The sequence below is a fragment of the Nesterenkonia sp. AN1 genome (assembly GCF_000582475.1).
In the GTDB taxonomy this organism is placed as follows: Bacteria; Actinomycetota; Actinomycetes; order Actinomycetales; family Micrococcaceae; genus Nesterenkonia; species Nesterenkonia aurantiaca.
The window spans coordinates 36,275-54,186 of the sequence record NZ_JEMO01000006.1 but is presented as its reverse complement, the minus strand read 5'-3'; the positions used below and the strand labels follow the sequence as shown (position 1 = coordinate 54,186).

Sequence of the window (17,912 nt, the reverse complement as noted above, 5' to 3'; positions counted from 1 at the left end):
GGGCGGCAGCCGACGTATTACCAGTCGGTAGCTTATGGCAGACTGCTCCTATGCATGTGATCTTCCGCACCCTCCTGGTGCTGCTCCGCGCCCGCCGTCGCCCCTCTATGACTCCCTGGGAATCCTCGGTGCTCACGCTGCGCGCGCTGCCCACCGACGTCGACATCGCGCTGCACATCAACAACGGCCAGTACTTCTCGCTCTTTGACCTGGGTCGATTTGATCTGATGGCTCGCTGCGGACTCTGGGCGCAGATGCGCAGCCGCGGATGGTCCCCGGTGGTCCAGTCCGAGCAGATCACCTTCCGACGCTCGGTCACGTTCATGAAGCGGTTCGAGATCCACACCCGGATGATCGGCTTCGATGAGAAGTGCTTCTACTTCGAGCAGCGAGCAGTGGTCGACGGTGAGATCTACGTGCGGGCCCATGTTGCGGGTCGGCTGCTCTCCAGTGCCGGGCCGGTGTCCAATGCCGATATCCTCGGGGCCATCCGGGAACTCGGTCATGAGGTGCCCGAGGATCTCACGGTGAGCGATGAGCTTCATTCCTGGCGGCGCGATGCGGCACTTCCAGCCGCCCGGAAGCCTGCTCCCAACACCTGGGAGCAGAGTTCCCGCGCCGCGGGGCAGTCCTGAAACAGCTGCTCAGCGGGGCGAGTGTGACCGGCGAGCGGCCAGGATCACCGCAGCGGCACCAGCAAGGATGGCGAAGAGTGCCAGAACGACGGCGGTGAACGCATGCAGAGTGCTCAGTCCGGTCACGGCCAGCTCGGAGTCATCCTCCTGCCCGGAGTTCGCTTCCTGCCCTGAGTCACCGGCCGTCTCGCGGTCTGGGGTCGGCTGCGAGTCCGACGCCGAGGGGGCGGCGCTGGGCAGTCCAGGCTGGGGCAGCGAGTAGTCGGGCATTCCTGGGATCGGGGGGCCGCTGAAGGTCTCCTCGGACTCCGCGGGTGTGCTCGCGGTGCCCGGGGTCTCGGTGGACTCCGGTGTGGCTGAGGTCTCGGGTGTGCCCGGCGCCTCGATGTCCTCAGCTGTGGAGGGCTCTTCAGGCGCGCTCGGCTGGGGCGGGGTCGACTGTGGCAGGCCCTCAGCGCCTTCAGCGCTGGACTGCAGTCCGATGTTGCATCGGTCGGAGACCCGTTCCCCGCTCGGGGTGAGCCCCCGGATCGAGAAGTCATCCTGCGAAGCGCCCGGCGGCAGCGGTGACGGCGCTTGGTAATAGACCACTCCGTCCTCGACCCAGATGGTTGCACCGGTCAGGCTCGTGCCGACCGTGAGGTCGGTCAGCCCGCTGCTCATCTGCAGGCGCAGGGTCTCGGTCTGCCCCGGAGCCGCAAAGGCGGAGCCGCAGCTGAGGTAGGACTCAGCCTGGGTCGGCGCGGGGCTCGGCTGCTCCGGATCGGTGGGGAACGACGGCGGAGCCTCTTGTTCTGTGGGCTCAGGCTCAGGCTCAGGCTCAGGCTCAGGTTCGGGTTCCGGCTCAGGGGTCCCGGGGTCCGTGGGCCCAGGATCAGTGGGCCCGGGGGCTGTGGGGAGCGGCTCGGTGGGTTCAGGCTCGGAGGGCTCGGGGGCTGTGGGGAGCGGCTCCGTGGGCTCGAGCTCCGTGGGCTCGAGCTCGGTGGGCTGCGGCTCCGTGGGTTCCGGATCAGGGATGCCGAGTCCGGTCGGCTCTGGCGCATTCGTGGGGCCCGTCGTCGGGTCCAGCTGCTCTGGCGCATCCGTGGGGCCCGTCGTCGGGTCCAGCTGCTCTGGAGCGGGTGCAGGCGTGGGGGAGGCGGAGGTCTCAGGTGCCTCTTCGCCGGTCGCGACGGCTGCTGTGGATCCTGCCAGGAGCGCGGTGCTCACCAGGGCCGTGCAGCAGAGTGGGCCGACCCACCGTGCTCCTCGTCTCATTCAGATCCGCCCCCGCACCGGTGTGTAGCTGCGCCCATGTTCAGGCGGCTGTCCATGTCTTCAATCCAGCAACCAGTCTACGGTTCGGACTCGCATTTTCATAACGAAACGGTAAAGACTTCCGAATCCTGAGACGCAGGCGGCACCCATGCGGCACCATTCGGTGCGCGGCCGGTGCGCGGCCGGTGCGCGGCCGGTGCGCGGCCGGGCGGGCTGGGTGCCGCCTGCGTCTCGGAGCGTCGAGAGACCCGGGGGTCAGCCGATGCGCGTCTCGGGTGACTTGGTCAGACGGGGATCCTGTTCGGCCAGATCACCGATCACCGCGTCGATGGCATGCATCGCCGCATCGTCGAGACGGACGCCGGCGGCCGCGACGTTGCCGGAGATCTGCTCCGGGCGGGACGCGCCGACCAGCGCCGAGGCGACGTTGGGGTTCTGCAGCACCCATGCCACGGCCAGCTGCGCGAGATCCAGGCCGTGATCTGCGGCGATCGGCTTGAGGTTCTGTACCGCGGTGAGGATCTCGTCACCCATGTACCGCTCGATGAACTTTCCAGCCTCCTGGTCCGAGGCGCGGGAGCCATCCGGAGCGGGCTGATTCGGCAGATACTTCCCGGTCAGGACGCCCTGGGCGATGGGTGACCAGACGATCTGCGAGATGCCGAGCTCCTCGGAGGCCGGGACCACCTCGGGCTCGATCACGCGCCAGAGCATGTTGTACTGCGGCTGGTTGCTGATCAGCTGCACGCCCAGATCCTTGGCCAGCGCGTGTCCCGCACGCAGCTGCTCGGCGTTCCACTCCGAGACCCCGATGTAGAGCGCCTTGCCGGAGCGAACCACATCGGCGAAGGCCTGCATGGTCTCCTCCAGCGGCGTCTCGTAGTCATAGCGGTGCGCCTGATAGAGATCGACGTAGTCGGTGCCCAGCCGGGTCAGGGAACCGTTGATCGATTCCAGGATGTGTTTGCGGGAGAGTCCGGTGTCATTGTGGCCCTTGGGGCCGGTGGGGAAGTAGACCTTGGTGAAGATCTCCAGGGACTCCCGGCGCTGCCCGGCGAGGGCATCGCCGAGGACCTGTTCGGCCACGGTGTTGGCGTAGACGTCAGCGGTGTCGAAGGTCGTGATCCCGGCGTCCAGCGCGGCGTGGACGCACTGGGTGGCCACATCGTTCTCGATCTGCGAGCCATGGGTCAACCAGTTGCCGTAGGTGATCTCTGAGATCTTCAGTCCTGAATGTCCGAGATATCTGAATTCCATCCTCCGACCCTATCTCCGACCGCGGCGCAGGACCATGGGTGTGTGCAGGGCTCAACGGGTCGCTCTGACCAGGCGATCCAGGGCCTCCTGCATGTGCTCCTCGATCTCGCGCACCATCGCGGCGTCATCGCCGGCCGCGATGGCCTCGACGATGCGTGAGTGTTCCGCGACCTGGTCCTCGGGGTCGAAATAGGTCCCCTGCAGCGCCGTCAGGCACATCCTGGTCTCCACCATCAGGGTCTCGTGGACTCGGTGCAGCCGGGGGCTCCCGGCCAGGTTGACCAGCTCCTCGTGGAACGCGAAGTCCGCATCTGCCAGCGCCTGCAGGTCCTCGGCGGCCGCGGCCTCTGCCATCGCCGTCGCCCGGGCACGGAGGCGTTCCAGGCTCTGGGTCACCGTCTCGCCGTGGGCCACCGCGCGTGCCGCGGCGGTCTCGATCGCGGTGCGGGTCAGGTAGAGGTCTCGGATCTCCGCCTCGTCCAGCTCCTTGACGAAGAGTCCGCGATTGAGTTCGCTGCGCACCAGCCCCTCCTGGACCAGGCGCTGCATGGCCTCACGCAGCGGGCCGCGGCTGACGCCGAACTCCGCCGCCAAGCTGACCTCGGAGAGCTGGGTGCCTGCGGGCAGCGTGCCGCGCATGATCCCCTCGCGCAGCTGGCGGGTGATCAGCGCGGAGGTGGACTCTCGGTGGACGGGCTGGAAGCCGGGCGCGGCGCTCATGATATCTCCGGATTGTTGACAATCTTCACGGGTATTCATAGCATAGCCGCACCTGAAGATGATAGGTCAGCAGACCAGAGACGGGCCGAGACCACGGGCCCCACCGGGCCGAGACCACGGGCCAGAAACAGGCAGGTGAGCATGACCGCAGCGAGACCGATCATCACGGTGCTGTGTCCCCGCGCTGAGGCGGAGACCCAGGACCCAGACCAGCTTCAGCGGCCCGAGGGGCTCGAACCGATCGAAGGCCTGGCCGAGGTCAGGTACACCGATGCCGCGGGACTCGGCTCCGCCCTCGAGGGGGCACAGGCGCTGTTCCTCTGGGACTTCTTCTCCCCGGCGGTGCAGCAGGCCTGGCCGCAGGCCGACTCTCTGGAGTGGATCCACGTCGCGGCTGCGGGGGTGGATGCGCTGATGTTTGAGGACCTGTGCCGATCGGAGGTCACTGTGACCAACGCGCAGGGCATCTTCGACCGTCCGATCGCGGAGTACGTGCTGGCCGCGATCTTCGCTCACGCCAAGGACTTCGCGGGAAGTCTGCGTCACCAGCAGAACCGCCGGTGGGTGCACCGCGAGACGCAGCAGGTGCAGGGCACCAGCGCGCTGATCATCGGCACAGGTGCCATCGGGCGCGAGACGGCGCGGCTGCTGCGCGCGGTCGGGATCCTGGTCACCGGCGCCGGGCGCACCGCCCGAGAGCAGGACCCAGACTTCGGGACCGTGGTGGAGAGCGCGGACCTGCCGAGCCACATCGGTGGATTCGACCACATCATCAATGCCGCGCCGCTGACCGCGCAGACCACCGGGCTGATCGGCGAGCAGTCCCTGGCCGCAGTGCGCCCCGGCGCCCACCTGATCAACATCGGTCGCGGGGAATCGGTGGACGAGGCGGCGCTGGTCCGGGCGCTCCAGGACGGGGGCCTCGGGCGTGCCACCCTCGACGTCTTCGCCCAGGAGCCGCTGCCGACGGACTCGCCGCTGTGGACGATGGACTCCGTCACCATCTCCGCTCATATGTCCGGAGACGTGCTCGGCTGGCGCACGGCGCTCGCGGAGCAGTTTGTGCAGAACGCGCGACGCTGGCTCGACGGAGCGGAGCTGAGGAACATCGTGGACACCGCCAAGGGATACGTCCCGCGGCACTGAATCAAGACGCTGAACCGGGATCCACCCATCCATCCTGTTGCACCAGACGAGTCTTCGGACTCCAGAGCTTGAGGAGGGGCGCATGGCGCACCTTGCTGACCTGACCGCCGTCGAGCTTCTCGCGGGATACCGCACCGGCGACTTCACCCCGGTGGACGCCACCGAGGCTGCCCTGGACCGGATCGACGCGCACAACGGCGCGCTCAACGCCTTCGTGCTGGTGGACCGCGAATCTGCCCTGGACTCCGCCCGGGGCTCGGCCCGGCGCTGGGCCTCCGGGGAGACGCGGGGCCCCGGAGACGGGGTGCCCACCTCGATCAAGGACATCTTCCCGACCGTGGGCTGGCCCACGCTGCGCGGCAGCCGGCTGATCGACGAGGCAGGCCCCTGGGACTATGACGCGCCCTGTGTGGCGCGGCTGCGCGAGACCGGCGCGGTGCTGCTGGGCAAGACCACAACCCCGGAGTTCGCCTGGAAGGGCACCACCGATTCGCTGCGCTTCGGCGCGACCACCAATCCCTGGGACCCCGCGCTGACCTCCGGAGGCTCCTCCGGCGGAGCGGCGGCCGCGGTCGGCGCCGGAATGGGCCCCTGGGCGGTGGGGACCGACGGCGGCGGATCGGTGCGGATTCCGGCGGCGTTCACCGGCACCGTGGCGATCAAGGCCACCTACGGCACCGTGCCGATGTACCCGGCAAGCCCCTTCGGGACCCTTGCCCATGCCGGGCCGATGGCGCGCACCGTGACCGACACCGCGCTGCTGCTCGATGTGATCGCCGGATTCGACGCCCGCGACTGGTCCGCGCTGCCCTCACAGACGCGCCCCTTCTCGGCGGAGCTCGCCGACCTCGAGGTCGACGGCGGCTCCCTGGCCGGGGTGCGGATCGGCTACTCGCCGACTCTGGGCTTCGGCTCCAACGATCCCGAGGTCCAGGCACGGGTGGATGAGGCGGTGGCACTGCTGGCCTCGCTCGGCGCCGAGGTGGAGCAGGTCGATCCCAACATCACGGATCCCGTGGAGGCCTTCCACGTGCTCTGGTTCACCGGTGCGGCGAAGGTGCTGGAGGCCTACGGCCCGGGCGCACTGGAACAGGTCGACCCGGGACTGCGCGCCGGGATCCAGCAGTACGCCGACGCCTCGGCGCTGGACTACCTCAGCGCCACCGGGGTGCGCATGGACATGGGTGTGCGGATGGGAGCCTTCCACCAGAAGTACGACCTGCTGGTGACCCCCACCATGCCGATCCCCGCCTTCGATGCAAGCCGCCAGGCCCCGGAGGGCTGGCCCTCGGACCTGTGGACCAGCTGGACCCCCTACACCATCCCGTTCAACATGACCCAGCAGCCCGCTGTCTCGGTGCCCTGCGGGCTCACCGGCGCCGGGCTTCCCGTGGGGCTGCAGATCGTCGCAGCGCGGACCAAGGATCGCTCGGTGCTGCGCGCGGCTCGAGCCTATGAGCTGGCCAGCGGGGAGAAGTTCAGCGCACCGGTCAGCCCGCTCGCGCGGGTCGGCCGGGCCGGCGAAGCTGTGCGATAGCCACACCGGTCAGCGTCACGGCGCCGCCGATGATCCCCAGTAGCGGCGGGATCTCGCCGAGCGTCAGCCAGGACATCACCACGACGACGGCCGGGACCGCCAGCGTGCTGGCGGCCACCTTGCCGGTGGGGAAGTGGTTCATCGCATAGCCCCAGAACCAGAAGCCCAGCGCGGTGGGACCGATCCCCATATAGATCGCGCCCAGGACCACCGGTGTCGAGGTGGTCTGCAGCTCGGCCCAGGTGGCGCCGAGGAAGGGCAGCAGCGCGATCGTGCCCGCGGCGCAGGCCAGCCAGGTGGCGGTCAGCGGATCGGTGTGCCGCAGCGCCAGCTTCTGGATCAGCATTCCGGCGGCATAGAGGAACGCGGCGATCAGCGCGATGCCCAGCCCGGCCAGGGCCAGCTGGCCCGTGGAGCCGGCCACGGTGATCAGTCCGATGCCGCACAGCGAGACCACCATGCCGACGAAGAGCCGAGTGGAGAAGGACTCCTTGAAGAACACCACGGCCCCGACGCCGACCATCAGCGGGGCGAGATTGACCACCATCGCGATGGTTCCGGCGTCGATGTAGTGCCCGGCGAGGTTGAACACCACGGTGTAGAGCGCGAACCAGATCACCCCGAACAGCGCGGTCAGCAGAAGCGCCGCCCGGGTGGGCCGGTGCAGCCTCCCGCGCCGGACCCAGAGCAGCAGGATGCTCAGCGTCGCCGCTCCGGCGAGCAGCCGCAGCAGCGCGAGCGGCCCGGGGGAGAGCTCCCCGGCGGAGAACCGGATCAGAACGAAGGAGGAGGCCCACATGAGCACCGTGGCGATGATGGCCGCCACCGGAAGCACCGAACGGGTGCGGGCGGCGTCCGGGGTCACGCCATGGTCCTGGGTCACGCCCTGATTCGCAGTCACGGCCATGACTGTACCGCCGCTGATCATCCCGGCCGCTCACCCGCTTTGCCGAATGGCCGCGCCCCGGCTAGCATAGACAGTCGCAAGCCGTGCTGCGCTGTGCACATGCGTGTCCTCTTGGAGCGGGGGCTGCATGGGTATCGGCGCCGGAAAGCAGCGCGGCGGTTGTGAAGCCTGGATTCCAGTGCACCACATCAAGCACCACCGTCCGTCCGGCGTTTCGCTGGACGAATGAGAAGACACTTCGGTTGGATCTCACCCAGCCTGGTCCGTCCTCGCAAGTAACGGTGTCATAGCTGGTGGCGGGACCCAGAATCGGGGACCGCCCGTATACATTCACGTACTTACGCAAGAGGAGTGATCATGGCAGCACGTTGCCAGGTGACCGGAGTGGGGCCGCAGTTCGGCAACTCGATCTCCCACTCGCATCGGCGCACCAAGCGCCGGTTCGACCCGAACATCCAGAAGAAGCGCTACTGGGTTCCTTCATTGGGACGCAATGTGACGCTGACCTTGTCCGTCAAGGGCATCAAGACCATCGACGTCCGCGGCATCGACGTTGTCGTTGCCGAGCTGATCGAGAAGGGTGAGAAGCTCTAATGGCCAAGGACAAGGACGTACGTCCCATCATCAAGCTGAAGTCGACGGCAGGCACCGGGTTCACCTACGTGACCCGTAAGAACCGCCGCAACAACCCCGACCGCATCGTGCTCAAGAAGTACGATCCGGTCGTTCGCAAGCACGTCGACTTCCGAGAGGAGCGCTGATCATGGCCAAGAAATCCAAGATCGCAAAGAACGAACAGCGCAAGGTCATCGTTGAGCGCTACGCCGAGAAGCGTCTGCAGCTCAAGAAGACCCTCGTTGATCCCAACGCCTCGGACGAGGACCGTGAGGCAGCTCGCGTGGGTCTGCAGAAGCTTCCCCGCGACGCTTCCCCGATCCGCGTGCGCAACCGCGACTCCATCGATGGTCGCCCTCGCGGCACCTTCCAGAAGTTCGGCATCTCGCGCATCCGCTTCCGCGACATGGCTCACAAGGGTGAGCTTCCCGGCATCACCAAGTCTTCCTGGTGATCAGCCGAGGCTGAAGCGGAATCCTCGCTGACGGGCTGGGTCACTTCCGAGTGACCCACCCCGTCAGTGGTTGTCCAATACACATTCTGCTGTAGATTGGACCCGAAGCTCGAGCGTTCCCACGGTCGAGCTTCACAAAGACCGCCACCCGCGCGGAGGCTGCTGTTCCTCACCCCCTGGAGGAACAGCATCAGCCCTCCCGCGGGTGGTTTTTTGTTCGACGGCCTATTGTTCATATCACCCGTTCAAATGGTCCTCCGGAGGGTTCGCGCAACGGGAAATGCGGCGTTCTGGCCCAGGATCACGCGGTTCCATGCTGGTTCCGCAGTGCCTGCGTGGTAAGTTGCCGTTCTGAAAGCCCCACGCGGCATGACCGCTCCGTCGACGCAGAACATCGCGCCGGCAGCACACACCGTGCAGGTCATGCCGGGGACTGCCACCGAATACGTCCAGGAGGACAAACACATGGCACTGAACCGCAGCGAGCTCGTCGCAGCAGTCGCAGAGAAGTCCGGAAACTCCCAGGCCGCCGTCAACGGCGTGCTGGATTCAGTCTTCGAGGTCTTCACCGAGCAGGTTTCCAAGGGCGAGAAGGTCACCATTCCCGGTTGGCTGGCCGTGGAGCGCACCAAGCGCGCCGCCCGCACCGGACGCAACCCGCAGACCGGTGAGACCATCCAGATCCCGGAGGGCTACTCCGTGAAGCTCTCCGCCGGTTCCAAGCTGAAGGCCGCTGCCACCGGCAAATGAGTCCGATGAGCCGCGGCACCGTGTGACACGGAGCCGTCGCGGCCCAGCTGACGACGTCGCCCTCGCCCCAAGACGCGGGCGAGGGGCGACGTCGTCTGCGCCGGGTCTTCTACGCGGCGTAGAATCGTTTCACGCCCAAGCCCCGAAGGCCTAAGGAAGGTGCAGCCCCGCCATGACAGTCCCACTCGCATTCACCGCGGCCGCACCTGCCGCGCCCGAGCTGCCCGACTGGGCACCGCTGGTCTTCGGCATCGGCAGCCTGCTCCTGCTCGTGCTGGTCATCGTGCTGGCCCGACGCAAGATGCAGGACTCGGCGCGCTGGCAGGAGCAGTCCCAGCAGGGCACTGAGACGGACGGCCCCCGGAAGGCTCCCCGGAAAAACCCCCGGCAGGACCCTCGGCAGGATCCAGACCCACGACGGGACGACGGCGCGTGAGCAGCTCCGCGCCCACGCTCCAGCGCCAGACGCCGGATCGCTTCTGGACCGCTCCGCTGCCACTGACCGCGGCGGCGCTCTGTGCGGGCCTGCTGGCCCTGATCGTCACGGGCGTGCTCAGCGGCGTCAATGACCCCGGTGAACTCTCGGACCCCGGTGCGCTGACCCGGTGGGGGCTGCCTATCGCCCGGTTCGTCCACCACCTCGCCATGGCCACCGCGATCGCCGCGGTCATCCTGGCCGCCGTCGCGGTGCCGCCCCAGGCCGGTCCGCGGCGCCGCAAGAAGCTGCAGGACGACCAGTCTCCCGCCGCGGAACATCCGCTCTTCACCCGGACCCTGCAGATCGCCGGACTGGCCGGCGTGGTCTGGACGGTGGCGGCCGTGGCCGTGCTGGTGCTGAGCTTCTCCTCGCTCTCCGGACTCGAGCTCTCCGCCTCGGACTCCTTCGCCGCCGGATTCTTCGGCTACGTGCAGTCCATCGCCACCGGACAGGCGTGGGCCGCGGTGGTGCTGATCGCCGCCGTCTTCACCACCCTGGTCACCGCCGTGCGCGCACCGGGCGGGCTGTTCTTCATCGCGGTGCTCGGACTCACCTCGATCCTGCCGATGGCGTTGGTCGGGCACTCCGCCTCCGGCGATGACCACTACGCGGCGGTCAACTCGCTGGGGCTGCACCTGCTCGGCGTCGTGATCTGGGTCGGTGGTCTGGTGGTCTTGGCGCTGCTCGGCCCGGCGCTGAGCCCCGACGCCGCGGACCCGCAGCGACCCGGCGCCGGAGGCGACTCCGAGGCGCAGCGCAGGGGTCCGAAGCAGGCGCCCGGCATGACCGAGACGCTGCTCCGGCGCTACTCGGCCCTGGCCGGGCTGGCGCTGCTCACCGTGGCTGCCTCCGGGGTCATCAACGCGAGCCTGCGCATCGAGATGCTGGGGCAGCTCACCTCCACCAGCTATGGCCTGATGATCTCCGCGAAGCTGCTGGCCACCCTGGCCCTTGCGGCCATCGGGTGGATGCACCGGTCCTGGATCATTCCCCGGTTGAGCAGCGGCGCGCGTCCTGCGGGGCTGCTCTTCCAGCTGATCCTGGTGGAGGTCGCGATCATGGCTGCGGTCATCGGGGTCAGCGCGATCCTGGGCCGCACCGCCCCGCCGGTGCCCCAGGACCTTCCCCCGGACGCCACCCCGGCCCGGCTGCTCACCGGCTATGACCTGCCGCCTGAGCCCAGCGGGACTCTCTGGCTGACCCTCTGGCGCCCGGACTGGCTGTGGGTCGCGATCGTCGTCTTCCTGGCCGCCTGGTACGTGCTCGCGATGCTGCGGATGCGCCGGCGCGGGGACTCCTGGTCGCTGCTGCGCGCGGCCAGCTGGCTCTTCGGGCTGCTGGTTCTGCTCTGGGTCACCTCCGGCGGTCCAGCGGTCTACGGGATGGTGCTGTTCTCCGGACACATGATCCAGCACATGACCCTGACCATGGTCGCTCCGATCTTCATGGTGATGGGCTCCCCGGTGACGCTGGCGCTGCGCGCGCTGGATGTGCGCACCGACGGTACCCGCGGCCCGCGCGAATGGATCCTCTGGCTGGTGCACTCCCGCTTCTCCAAGATCGTCACCAACCCGATCGTCGCGGCGGTGAACTTCGCCGGCTCGCTGCTGATCTTCTACTACACCCCGATCTTCGGACTCGTGCTGGAGTTCCACGTGGGTCATGAGCTGATGATCTTCCACTTCCTGGCCACCGGATACATCTTTGCGCTGGTGCTGATCGGGCAGGATCCGCTGCCGGCCCGGCCCGCGCACCCGATGCGGCTGATCATCCTTCTGGCCACCATGGTGTTCCACGCCTTCCTGGCCGTGGCGATGACCAGCTCGGATCAGCTGATCCAGGCCGCCTGGTTCGGAAACATGGGCTATGACTGGGGATTCACCGCGCTGGAGGATCAGCGCAGCGGCGGTGAGCTGATGTGGGCGCTGGGCGAGATCCCGGCGATCCTGATGTCCTTCGTCGCCGGGGTCATCTGGTCCCGTGAGGACAAGCGAGAGACCAAGCGGCTGGACCGCGAGGCTGACCGCACCGGGGATGCGGAGCTCAACGACTACAACGACATGTTTGCTGAGATGGCGGAACGGGACGGACCACGATGACATCATCGAGGCTTCGGCTGCCCGTGACCGGCGCCGGGCTCATCGCGGTGCTTCTGCTGGGCGCCTGCGGGGCAGATCCGCAGGAGGCGGCGCCGGATGACGCCGACCACGCCGGGGTCGGCCAGGGTGAGAGCGACCCGGACGCCGAGGGCGAGGGAGCGGGCGACGGAACCGGCGACGGCGCGGGGGACGCGGGTGCCGCGGATCTGAGTGCCCCGGACCGGCTGATCGGTGCCGCCGCGCAGGGGGCGCAGCGCGCCGCGAGCTTCGGCTTCGCCGAACAGGGATTCGTCTCTGACGAGGTCGCCGCATCCTATCGAGAGCTGCTCGAGGAGAACTCCCTGGCCGGGGAGGACCCGGAGGTGGAGGTGAGTCCCGAGTCCTGCGCGCAGCCGCTGGCGGCGGTCGACTTCTCTCCGCTGCTGCTCGGTGAGGAGAGCGTGCGCGCGGACTACTTCGCCGAGAGCTTCTCCGGGGTCGGATCCATCGAGCTGGCCACGCTGGACGGGGAGGCCGACCGGGAGCGGGTGGCCGAGCATCTGGAGAACGTCGCGGAGCTGCTCGAGTCTTGTCAGGACACCGAGTTCACCCTGGACGGGCTCGACTACGTGCTGCGCATCGAGGAGCCGGACCTGCAGGAGCAGGCAGAGGTCCCTGCCGAGCAGGCGGAGAACACCGTGGCGTACTCCTGGCAGCGCAGCGGCGATGATGGAACAACTCACGCCCAGATCCTGTTCACGCAGGTGGATGATGACATCATCATGGTCTCCTTCACCGGGGGTGAGGCGGCTGGCTCGGCGGAGTTCACCTCCATCGCCGAGGCCATCGCCGCGGAAGCCTCCGCCGCGCTGGAGACCGCAGAATAGCCAGGCACGACTCAAGGGAGATCCCGCATGACGCAGACCGAGACGATTCGCCGTGCCGAGCGGGTGCGCGCCTCCGAGCTCCTGGGACGGGGCTGGCTGAACACCGGCGGCAAGGACGTCTCGCTCCAAGACCTGCGCGGGAAGATCGTCATTCTGGACTTCTGGACCTTCTGCTGCATCAACTGCCTGCATGTGCTCGACGAGCTGCGCCCGCTGGAGCAGCGCTTCAGCGACGTCCTGGTCACCGTGGGCGTGCATTCGCCGAAGTTCGAGCACGAAGCCGATCCCGACGCGCTCGCCGCCGCCGTCGAGCGCTACGAGATCGCCCACCCGGTCCTGGATGATCCGAACCTGGTGACCTGGCAGGCCTACTCAGCCCGCGCCTGGCCGACCCTGGTGGTCATCGACCCGGAGGGCTACATCGCCGCGAACCTCGCCGGCGAGGGCCACGTGGCCGGGCTGACCTCATTGGTCGAGGAGCTGGTCACCGAGCACGAGGCCAAGAGCACGCTGCACCGCGGCGACGGCCCGTATGTGCCGCCCGAGCCGGTCTCGCGCACCCTGCGCTTCCCGGGCAAGGCCATCCCGGTCGCCCGCGACCTGGGCGGATCCCAGGCCGCGCAAGGTCACTTCCTGGTCTCTGACACCGGTCATCACCGGATCGTGGAGCTCGACTCGGACCTGGCGACCGTGGTCCGGTCCTGGGGCGGGGGAGAGGACCTGCAGAAGGGTCATCACGACGGCGACCCGGACTCCGCCCGGTTCAACGAGCCGCAGGGACTGACCGTGCTTCCCGCGGAGCTGGCCCAGCAGGTCGGCTACGACATCGTGGTCGCCGATACGGTCAACCACCGGCTGCGCGGGATCAACGCCGAGACCGGAGAGGTCACCACTCTGGCCGGCAACGGCGTGCAGCGACTGCTCGACGCCGAGCGCGCCCGGACCGGCGCCGTGGAGTCCGGCAGCCTGGGCACCGACCCGCGCCACGTCTCGCTGTCCTCACCCTGGGACGTGCTGTGGTCCGAGACCCTGGGCCTGGTGGTCATCGCCATGGCCGGCACGCATCAGATCTTCACCTTCGACCCGGTCACCGGGGAGCTCTCGATCTTCGCCGGCACCGGGCTCGAGGGCCTGCTCGACGGCCACGCCGATCAGGCCTGGTTCGCCCAGACTTCCGGACTCACCGAGGACGCCGCCGGGGACCTCTGGATCGCCGACTCCGAGACCTCCTCGCTGCGTGTGCTCCGCACCGGCGCGAGCGCCGCAGCGGCCAAGGACGAGGCAGCGGCCCCAGCCGTGGAGACGCTCATCGGCGAGGGGCTCTTCGACTTCGGGTTCCGCGACGGCGCCCCCGAGCAGGCCCGGCTGCAGCACCCTCTCGGGGTGACCGCACTGCCGGACGGCTCGGTGCTGCTGGCCGACACCTATAACGGCGCAATCCGGCGCTACCGCGGCGAGCACCTGGCCGCAGACGGCACCACCGTGGCCGCCAGCGTCTCCACCGTGGCACGCGGACTCAAGGAGCCCTCCGACGTGCTGCTCGACGCCGACGGCACCAGCCTGCTGGTGGTGGAGACCAACGCCCACGAGCTGGTCCGCATCGCGGTGCCCCAGGAGTACCTCACCGTGGATGAGGGCGCCGCGCAGAGCCAGCGCCCGGCCACCGCGGTGGCACCGGGGGAGTTCTCGCTGTCCATCGGCTTCTCCGCTCCCACAGGTCAGAAGCTCGATGACCGTTGGGGTGACCCCACCCAGCTGAAGGTCTCCTCCTCCCCGGAGCATCTGCTGATCGAGGGCGCCGGGAACTCCGAGGGGCTGCGCCGCACGCTGCGGCTGAACCCGGAGGTCACCGAGGGCGTCCTGCACATCACGGCCCGGGCCGCGGCCTGCGATGGTGCACCCGGAGAAGAGATCCCGATGCATGCCGCCTGCCACCTCTATCAGCAGGACTGGGGCATCCCGGTCACGCTCGAGGCCGGCGCGCAGAGCGAGCTGACCCTGGACCTGCGCGGAGTTCGGTGACCGGAGTTCGGTGACCCGGCAGCTCGGTGGCACCGGCGCTCCCACAGCGCCACCGGCGTTGATAGGCTCAGATTAGCACCATAGTTTCTGCGAGAGGGCGGATGAACCATGACCACGATGGTCGTTGTTGCGAGCAAACACGGGTCCACCGCGGAGATCGGCGAGCATATCGCCGCCACGCTGAAGAACCGGGGCGTCTCCGCCCACGTCAAGGACGTCTCCGAGGCCGGGCAGTGGCTCTTCGAGACAGACAACGTGGTCATGGGGCTGCCGGTCTACCGGGACAAGCTCTGGGGGCCCGCGAAGATGTTCCTCGACGCGCATCGCACCGAGCTCGGCGGCAAGCCGCTGTTCCTCTTTGCCTCCGGCGGCGGTCCCAGCCTCAAGCCCGAGCTGGCGGAGACGCTGCGCAGCTACCCGTACCGTGAGGCACCTACTTCCGCGGTGCCATCGACGCCGAGAAGCTCAGCTTCTTCGAGAAGCTGCAGCTCAAGGTGGTCAAGGCGCCGGAGAACGCGGACTACCGTGACTGGCCCGGGATCGAGGACTGGTCCGGCTCGCTCATCGCCTATGGTCTGAGCTGATCCTGTTCCCACCTCCAGTCCCGCTTCACCGATGATCGAATTCGATCAGGTCACCAAGAGCTACACCCAGCGAGGTGCTCGCCGCGGCGGACCGGTCCACGCGCTGCACGAGGTCAGCCTCAGCGTCGGGGAGTCCGAGATCTTCGGCGTGGTCGGGGAGTCCGGGTCGGGCAAGTCCACGCTGCTGCGCATGGTCAACGCGCTGGAGCTGCCCAGCTCCGGGGCCATCACCGTGAACGGGGTCAACCTTGCCGCGCTGCGTCCGCGGGACCGACGTGCCCAGCGCCGGCGGATCGGGATGATCTTCCAGCAGTTCAACCTGTTGGCGAACAAGACCGTCCTCGCCAATGTGGCGCTGCCGCTGAACCTGCACCAAAGGCTCGGGGGGCTGGCAGAGCGAGGTCTCGGCTCACGTGGGCGCCCCGGTGCCGACACCCCCTCGGCGGACCGGGCCCGGGAGATGCTGGACTTCGTGAACATGGGAGCCCAGGCGTCGAAGCATCCGGCCCAACTCAGCGGGGGAGAGAAGCAGCGCGTGGCGATCGCCCGCGCCCTGGTCAATGAGCCGGACATCCTACTCTGTGACGAGCCCACCTCCTCGCTGGACAGCCAGCACACCGACGAGGTCATGGCGACCCTGGTGCGCGTGCGCGCCGAGATGGGCACCTCGATCCTGCTGGTCAGCCACGAGCTCGATGTCATCCGTGGCGCCTGCGACCGGTCCGCGATCCTGGAGTCCGGCCGGCTCACCGGCATCGCCGAGATCGCGCGCCTGCAGGCCCGCGAGTCCTTCGAGAGCTACTCGGAGCGCGCCCGGAAGTACCTCGAGGGGGACCAGGAGTGAATGAGCTGGCCCAGCGCCTCGGGGAGTACCGGGGCGAGATCGTCACCTCGATCGTGGAGACCGGCGCGATGCTGGGCTGGGCGCTGCTCGCCGCGGTGCTGATCGGGCTCCCCATGGGCACCGGGATGTACCTGGCCCGCCGCGGCGGACCGAAGGAGCGCGGCTGGCTCTACAGCGGGCTCAACGGCTTCGTCAACGTGGTCCGTTCGGTGCCGTTCCTGCTCTTCGTGGTGGCGCTGATCCCGTTCACCCGATGGGCGGTGGGCACCTCCTTCGGGACCACCGCCGCCGCGGTCCCGCTCTCCTTCGTCGCCGTGGCGCTCTACGCCCGCTGGGTGGAGCAGACCCTGGTGGACATCCCACGCGACACCGTGGAGCTCGCCGATTCCCTGGGCGCCAACACGTTCCAGCTGGTCACCCGCTTCCTCTACCCCGAGGCGCGCTCCGGGCTGGTGCTCTCGATGACCACGGTGACGATCTCGATGATCTCCTACTCGACCATCATGGGCGTCGTGGGCGGCGGCGGGGTCGGTGACTTCGCGATCCGCTACGGCTACCAGCGCTATGAATACGACATCATGTACGTGACCATCGCGGTGATCGTGGTGCTGGTGATGCTGATCCAGACCTTCGGGACCCGACTCTCCATGGCGCTGGACCACCGGTCACGCTGAGGGAGCACGCTGACACATCTCGCTCAGAGACCACGCTGAGAGATCACGATCGACTCAGGCGCCGCGGGCGCAGGACCGGAGGACCCGGCATAACCTGCGCCCCGGCGTCGTTGAAACCACCGGGCCCGGCATGGGTCCGACCACCCGAACGAGGAGCATCTTGACTTCCGAACTGCAGAACCGTCCAGTCCGCGCGCTCAGCGGGGCCGCCGTCGTCCTTGCGCTCTTCGCCACCGCCGGCTGTGCCTCCGGGGAGAGCGGCGCCGAGGGTGAGGACACGCTGATCCAGGTCGCCTCGCACACCACGCCGATGACCGATGTGGTCGAGCGCCGCGGAGGTCGCGGAGCAGGACGGCTACACCATCGAGCTCGTGGAGGTCAGCGACAACGTCCAGTACAACCGGCTGCTCGCCGACGGTGAGGTCGACGCGAACTTCGCCCAGCACCAGCCCTATATGCAGGCCTATAACGCGGAGCACGACGCCGAGCTCGCGGTCGTCGCGCCGATCTACACGCCCGGGTCGGCTTCTACTCCCGGGACTACGACTCGATGGAGGAGATCCCCGACGGGGCCCAGATCGCGCTGCCCAACGACGAGTCCAATGAGGGCCGCGCGCTGGCGATCCTGGCCGATCAGGGACTGATCACCCTCGCAGAGGGGGTCGGCTTCGAAGGCACCCTCGCCGACGTCGAGGAGAACCCGAAGGACCTCGAGTGGGTCCAGGTGGACCTGCTGAACCTGACCTCGGCCTATGAGGAGGACGGCATCGCTGCGGTCTTCAACTACCCGACATACATCGCCAGCCTCGGACTGACCCCGGAGGACGCCATCGCGGTGGAGGAGAACATCGACGAGCGCTTCGCGATCTCGCTGGTGGCCCGCGAGGGTGATCTGGACTCCGAGAAGATCGAGGCCCTGGAGCGCGCCATGACCAGCGACGAGGTCCGGGACTTCCTCGTCGATGAGCATGACGAGACGCTGATCCCGGCCTTCTGAGGCTGCGCCGGGCGACGTATGGCGTAACAGAGCCCATGGGGCCGTGCCGGGCGAATGATACCGTTTTGTG

General features: G+C 68.2%; 18 protein-coding genes and 1 pseudogene. 15 read left to right on the top strand and 4 right to left on the bottom strand.

Translation table 11 applies throughout. The features are described from left to right. Window positions 1–50: 50 nt before the first annotated feature. On the top strand, window positions 51–635 hold the full coding sequence (locus tag BG28_RS04155; RefSeq protein ID WP_036474470.1) for a thioesterase family protein: 585 nt from the start codon (window positions 51–53) through the stop codon (window positions 633–635). A 9-nt stretch (window positions 636–644) separates the two neighbouring features. Here BG28_RS04155 and BG28_RS04150 read toward each other — a convergent pair whose 3' ends face one another. The 3 genes from BG28_RS04150 to BG28_RS04140 form a co-directional block, all read right to left on the bottom strand. Continuing rightward, on the bottom strand, window positions 645–1,844 hold the full coding sequence (locus BG28_RS04150) for a hypothetical protein (RefSeq protein ID WP_036474469.1): 1,200 nt from the start codon (window positions 1,842–1,844) through the stop codon (window positions 645–647). 303 nt (window positions 1,845–2,147) lie between these two features. Beyond that, window positions 2,148–3,149 carry an aldo/keto reductase family protein gene (locus BG28_RS04145; protein WP_036474468.1) on the bottom strand — a complete coding sequence of 334 codons (1,002 nt, stop codon included), beginning with the start codon at window positions 3,147–3,149 and terminating at the stop codon, window positions 2,148–2,150. 51 nt (window positions 3,150–3,200) lie between these two features. Next, entirely contained in the window at window positions 3,201–3,869 is a 669-nt protein-coding gene (locus BG28_RS04140; RefSeq protein WP_036474467.1) for a GntR family transcriptional regulator, read from the bottom strand. A 141-nt stretch (window positions 3,870–4,010) separates the two neighbouring features. Here BG28_RS04140 and BG28_RS04135 point away from each other — a divergent pair, with 141 nt between their 5' ends. Together BG28_RS04135 and BG28_RS04130 are read left to right on the top strand one after the other, a co-directional pair. Then, the gene (locus tag BG28_RS04135; RefSeq protein WP_036474466.1) at window positions 4,011–5,015 is read left to right on the top strand and encodes a D-2-hydroxyacid dehydrogenase; all 1,005 of its coding nucleotides are present in this window, start codon (window positions 4,011–4,013) and stop codon (window positions 5,013–5,015) included. Between the two features lie 82 nt (window positions 5,016–5,097). Beyond that, entirely contained in the window at window positions 5,098–6,552 is a 1,455-nt protein-coding gene (locus BG28_RS04130) for an amidase (protein ID WP_036474465.1), read from the top strand. On the opposite strand, the gene BG28_RS04125 is transcribed toward BG28_RS04130, so the two are convergent. Then, entirely contained in the window at window positions 6,506–7,453 is a 948-nt protein-coding gene (locus BG28_RS04125) for a DMT family transporter (protein ID WP_161634792.1), read from the bottom strand. The two genes, BG28_RS04130 and BG28_RS04125, sit on opposite strands and share 47 nt — an antisense overlap. A 363-nt stretch (window positions 7,454–7,816) precedes the next feature. Here BG28_RS04125 and rpmB point away from each other — a divergent pair, with 363 nt between their 5' ends. From rpmB to BG28_RS04065, 12 genes and pseudogenes are all read left to right on the top strand, one after another. After that, on the top strand, window positions 7,817–8,053 hold the full coding sequence (gene rpmB / locus BG28_RS04120) for a 50S ribosomal protein L28 (protein WP_036474464.1): 237 nt from the start codon (window positions 7,817–7,819) through the stop codon (window positions 8,051–8,053). Beyond that, window positions 8,053–8,220, top strand: a complete 168-nt coding sequence (gene rpmG, locus BG28_RS04115) for a 50S ribosomal protein L33 (protein ID WP_022872124.1) — start codon at window positions 8,053–8,055, stop codon at window positions 8,218–8,220. Before rpmB ends, rpmG begins: the two co-directional genes overlap by 1 nt. A gap of 2 nt (window positions 8,221–8,222) precedes the next feature. Next, window positions 8,223–8,528: a 30S ribosomal protein S14 gene (gene rpsN / locus BG28_RS04110; protein WP_036474463.1), complete on the top strand. Its 306-nt coding sequence runs from the start codon at window positions 8,223–8,225 to the stop codon at window positions 8,526–8,528. A gap of 465 nt (window positions 8,529–8,993) precedes the next feature. Then, the gene (locus BG28_RS04105) at window positions 8,994–9,278 is read left to right on the top strand and encodes an HU family DNA-binding protein (RefSeq protein ID WP_036474622.1); all 285 of its coding nucleotides are present in this window, start codon (window positions 8,994–8,996) and stop codon (window positions 9,276–9,278) included. A 172-nt stretch (window positions 9,279–9,450) separates the two neighbouring features. Beyond that, entirely contained in the window at window positions 9,451–9,714 is a 264-nt protein-coding gene (locus BG28_RS04100) for a hypothetical protein (RefSeq protein ID WP_036474462.1), read from the top strand. Continuing rightward, entirely contained in the window at window positions 9,711–11,855 is a 2,145-nt protein-coding gene (locus tag BG28_RS04095) for a cytochrome c oxidase assembly protein (RefSeq protein ID WP_051500964.1), read from the top strand. Before BG28_RS04100 ends, BG28_RS04095 begins: the two co-directional genes overlap by 4 nt. 23 nt (window positions 11,856–11,878) lie before the next feature. After that, a complete protein-coding gene (locus tag BG28_RS04090) occupies window positions 11,879–12,721 on the top strand; it encodes a hypothetical protein (RefSeq protein ID WP_036474461.1) in 843 nt (280 codons plus the stop codon). A gap of 27 nt (window positions 12,722–12,748) precedes the next feature. Then, window positions 12,749–14,743 (top strand): NHL domain-containing thioredoxin family protein, encoded by a 1,995-nt coding sequence (locus tag BG28_RS04085; RefSeq protein ID WP_036474460.1) that lies wholly within the window; start codon window positions 12,749–12,751, stop codon window positions 14,741–14,743. A 108-nt stretch (window positions 14,744–14,851) separates the two neighbouring features. After that, on the top strand, window positions 14,852–15,322 hold the full coding sequence (locus BG28_RS04080; protein WP_051500963.1) for a flavodoxin domain-containing protein: 471 nt from the start codon (window positions 14,852–14,854) through the stop codon (window positions 15,320–15,322). Window positions 15,323–15,358: 36 nt separating this feature from the next. Beyond that, the gene (locus tag BG28_RS04075) at window positions 15,359–16,171 is read left to right on the top strand and encodes a methionine ABC transporter ATP-binding protein (protein ID WP_036474459.1); all 813 of its coding nucleotides are present in this window, start codon (window positions 15,359–15,361) and stop codon (window positions 16,169–16,171) included. Further along, complete coding sequence (locus BG28_RS04070; RefSeq protein WP_036474458.1) at window positions 16,168–16,845, top strand: methionine ABC transporter permease; 678 nt, start codon at window positions 16,168–16,170, stop codon at window positions 16,843–16,845. Before BG28_RS04075 ends, BG28_RS04070 begins: the two co-directional genes overlap by 4 nt. A gap of 317 nt (window positions 16,846–17,162) precedes the next feature. Next, window positions 17,163–17,842: pseudogene (locus BG28_RS04065) on the top strand (MetQ/NlpA family ABC transporter substrate-binding protein). Window positions 17,843–17,912: the final 70 nt, after the last annotated feature.

Bases quoted from the DNA above. Each gene is read 5' to 3' on its own strand.
- BG28_RS04155 (WP_036474470.1), top strand. From the start codon at position 51: ATGCATGTGATCTTCCGCACCCTCCTGGTGCTGCTCCGCGCCCGCCGT.
- BG28_RS04080 (WP_051500963.1), top strand. From the start codon at position 14,852: ATGACCACGATGGTCGTTGTTGCGAGCAAACACGGGTCCACCGCGGAG.
- BG28_RS04075 (WP_036474459.1), top strand. From the start codon at position 15,359: ATGATCGAATTCGATCAGGTCACCAAGAGCTACACCCAGCGAGGTGCT.
- BG28_RS04105 (WP_036474622.1), top strand. From the start codon at position 8,994: ATGGCACTGAACCGCAGCGAGCTCGTCGCAGCAGTCGCAGAGAAGTCC.
- BG28_RS04140 (WP_036474467.1), bottom strand. From the start codon at position 3,869: ATGAGCGCCGCGCCCGGCTTCCAGCCCGTCCACCGAGAGTCCACCTCC.
- BG28_RS04145 (WP_036474468.1), bottom strand. From the start codon at position 3,149: ATGGAATTCAGATATCTCGGACATTCAGGACTGAAGATCTCAGAGATC.
- BG28_RS04130 (WP_036474465.1), top strand. From the start codon at position 5,098: ATGGCGCACCTTGCTGACCTGACCGCCGTCGAGCTTCTCGCGGGATAC.
- BG28_RS04085 (WP_036474460.1), top strand. From the start codon at position 12,749: ATGACGCAGACCGAGACGATTCGCCGTGCCGAGCGGGTGCGCGCCTCC.
- rpsN (WP_036474463.1), top strand. From the start codon at position 8,223: ATGGCCAAGAAATCCAAGATCGCAAAGAACGAACAGCGCAAGGTCATC.
- rpmB (WP_036474464.1), top strand. From the start codon at position 7,817: ATGGCAGCACGTTGCCAGGTGACCGGAGTGGGGCCGCAGTTCGGCAAC.
- BG28_RS04100 (WP_036474462.1), top strand. From the start codon at position 9,451: ATGACAGTCCCACTCGCATTCACCGCGGCCGCACCTGCCGCGCCCGAG.
- BG28_RS04135 (WP_036474466.1), top strand. From the start codon at position 4,011: ATGACCGCAGCGAGACCGATCATCACGGTGCTGTGTCCCCGCGCTGAG.
- rpmG (WP_022872124.1), top strand. From the start codon at position 8,053: ATGGCCAAGGACAAGGACGTACGTCCCATCATCAAGCTGAAGTCGACG.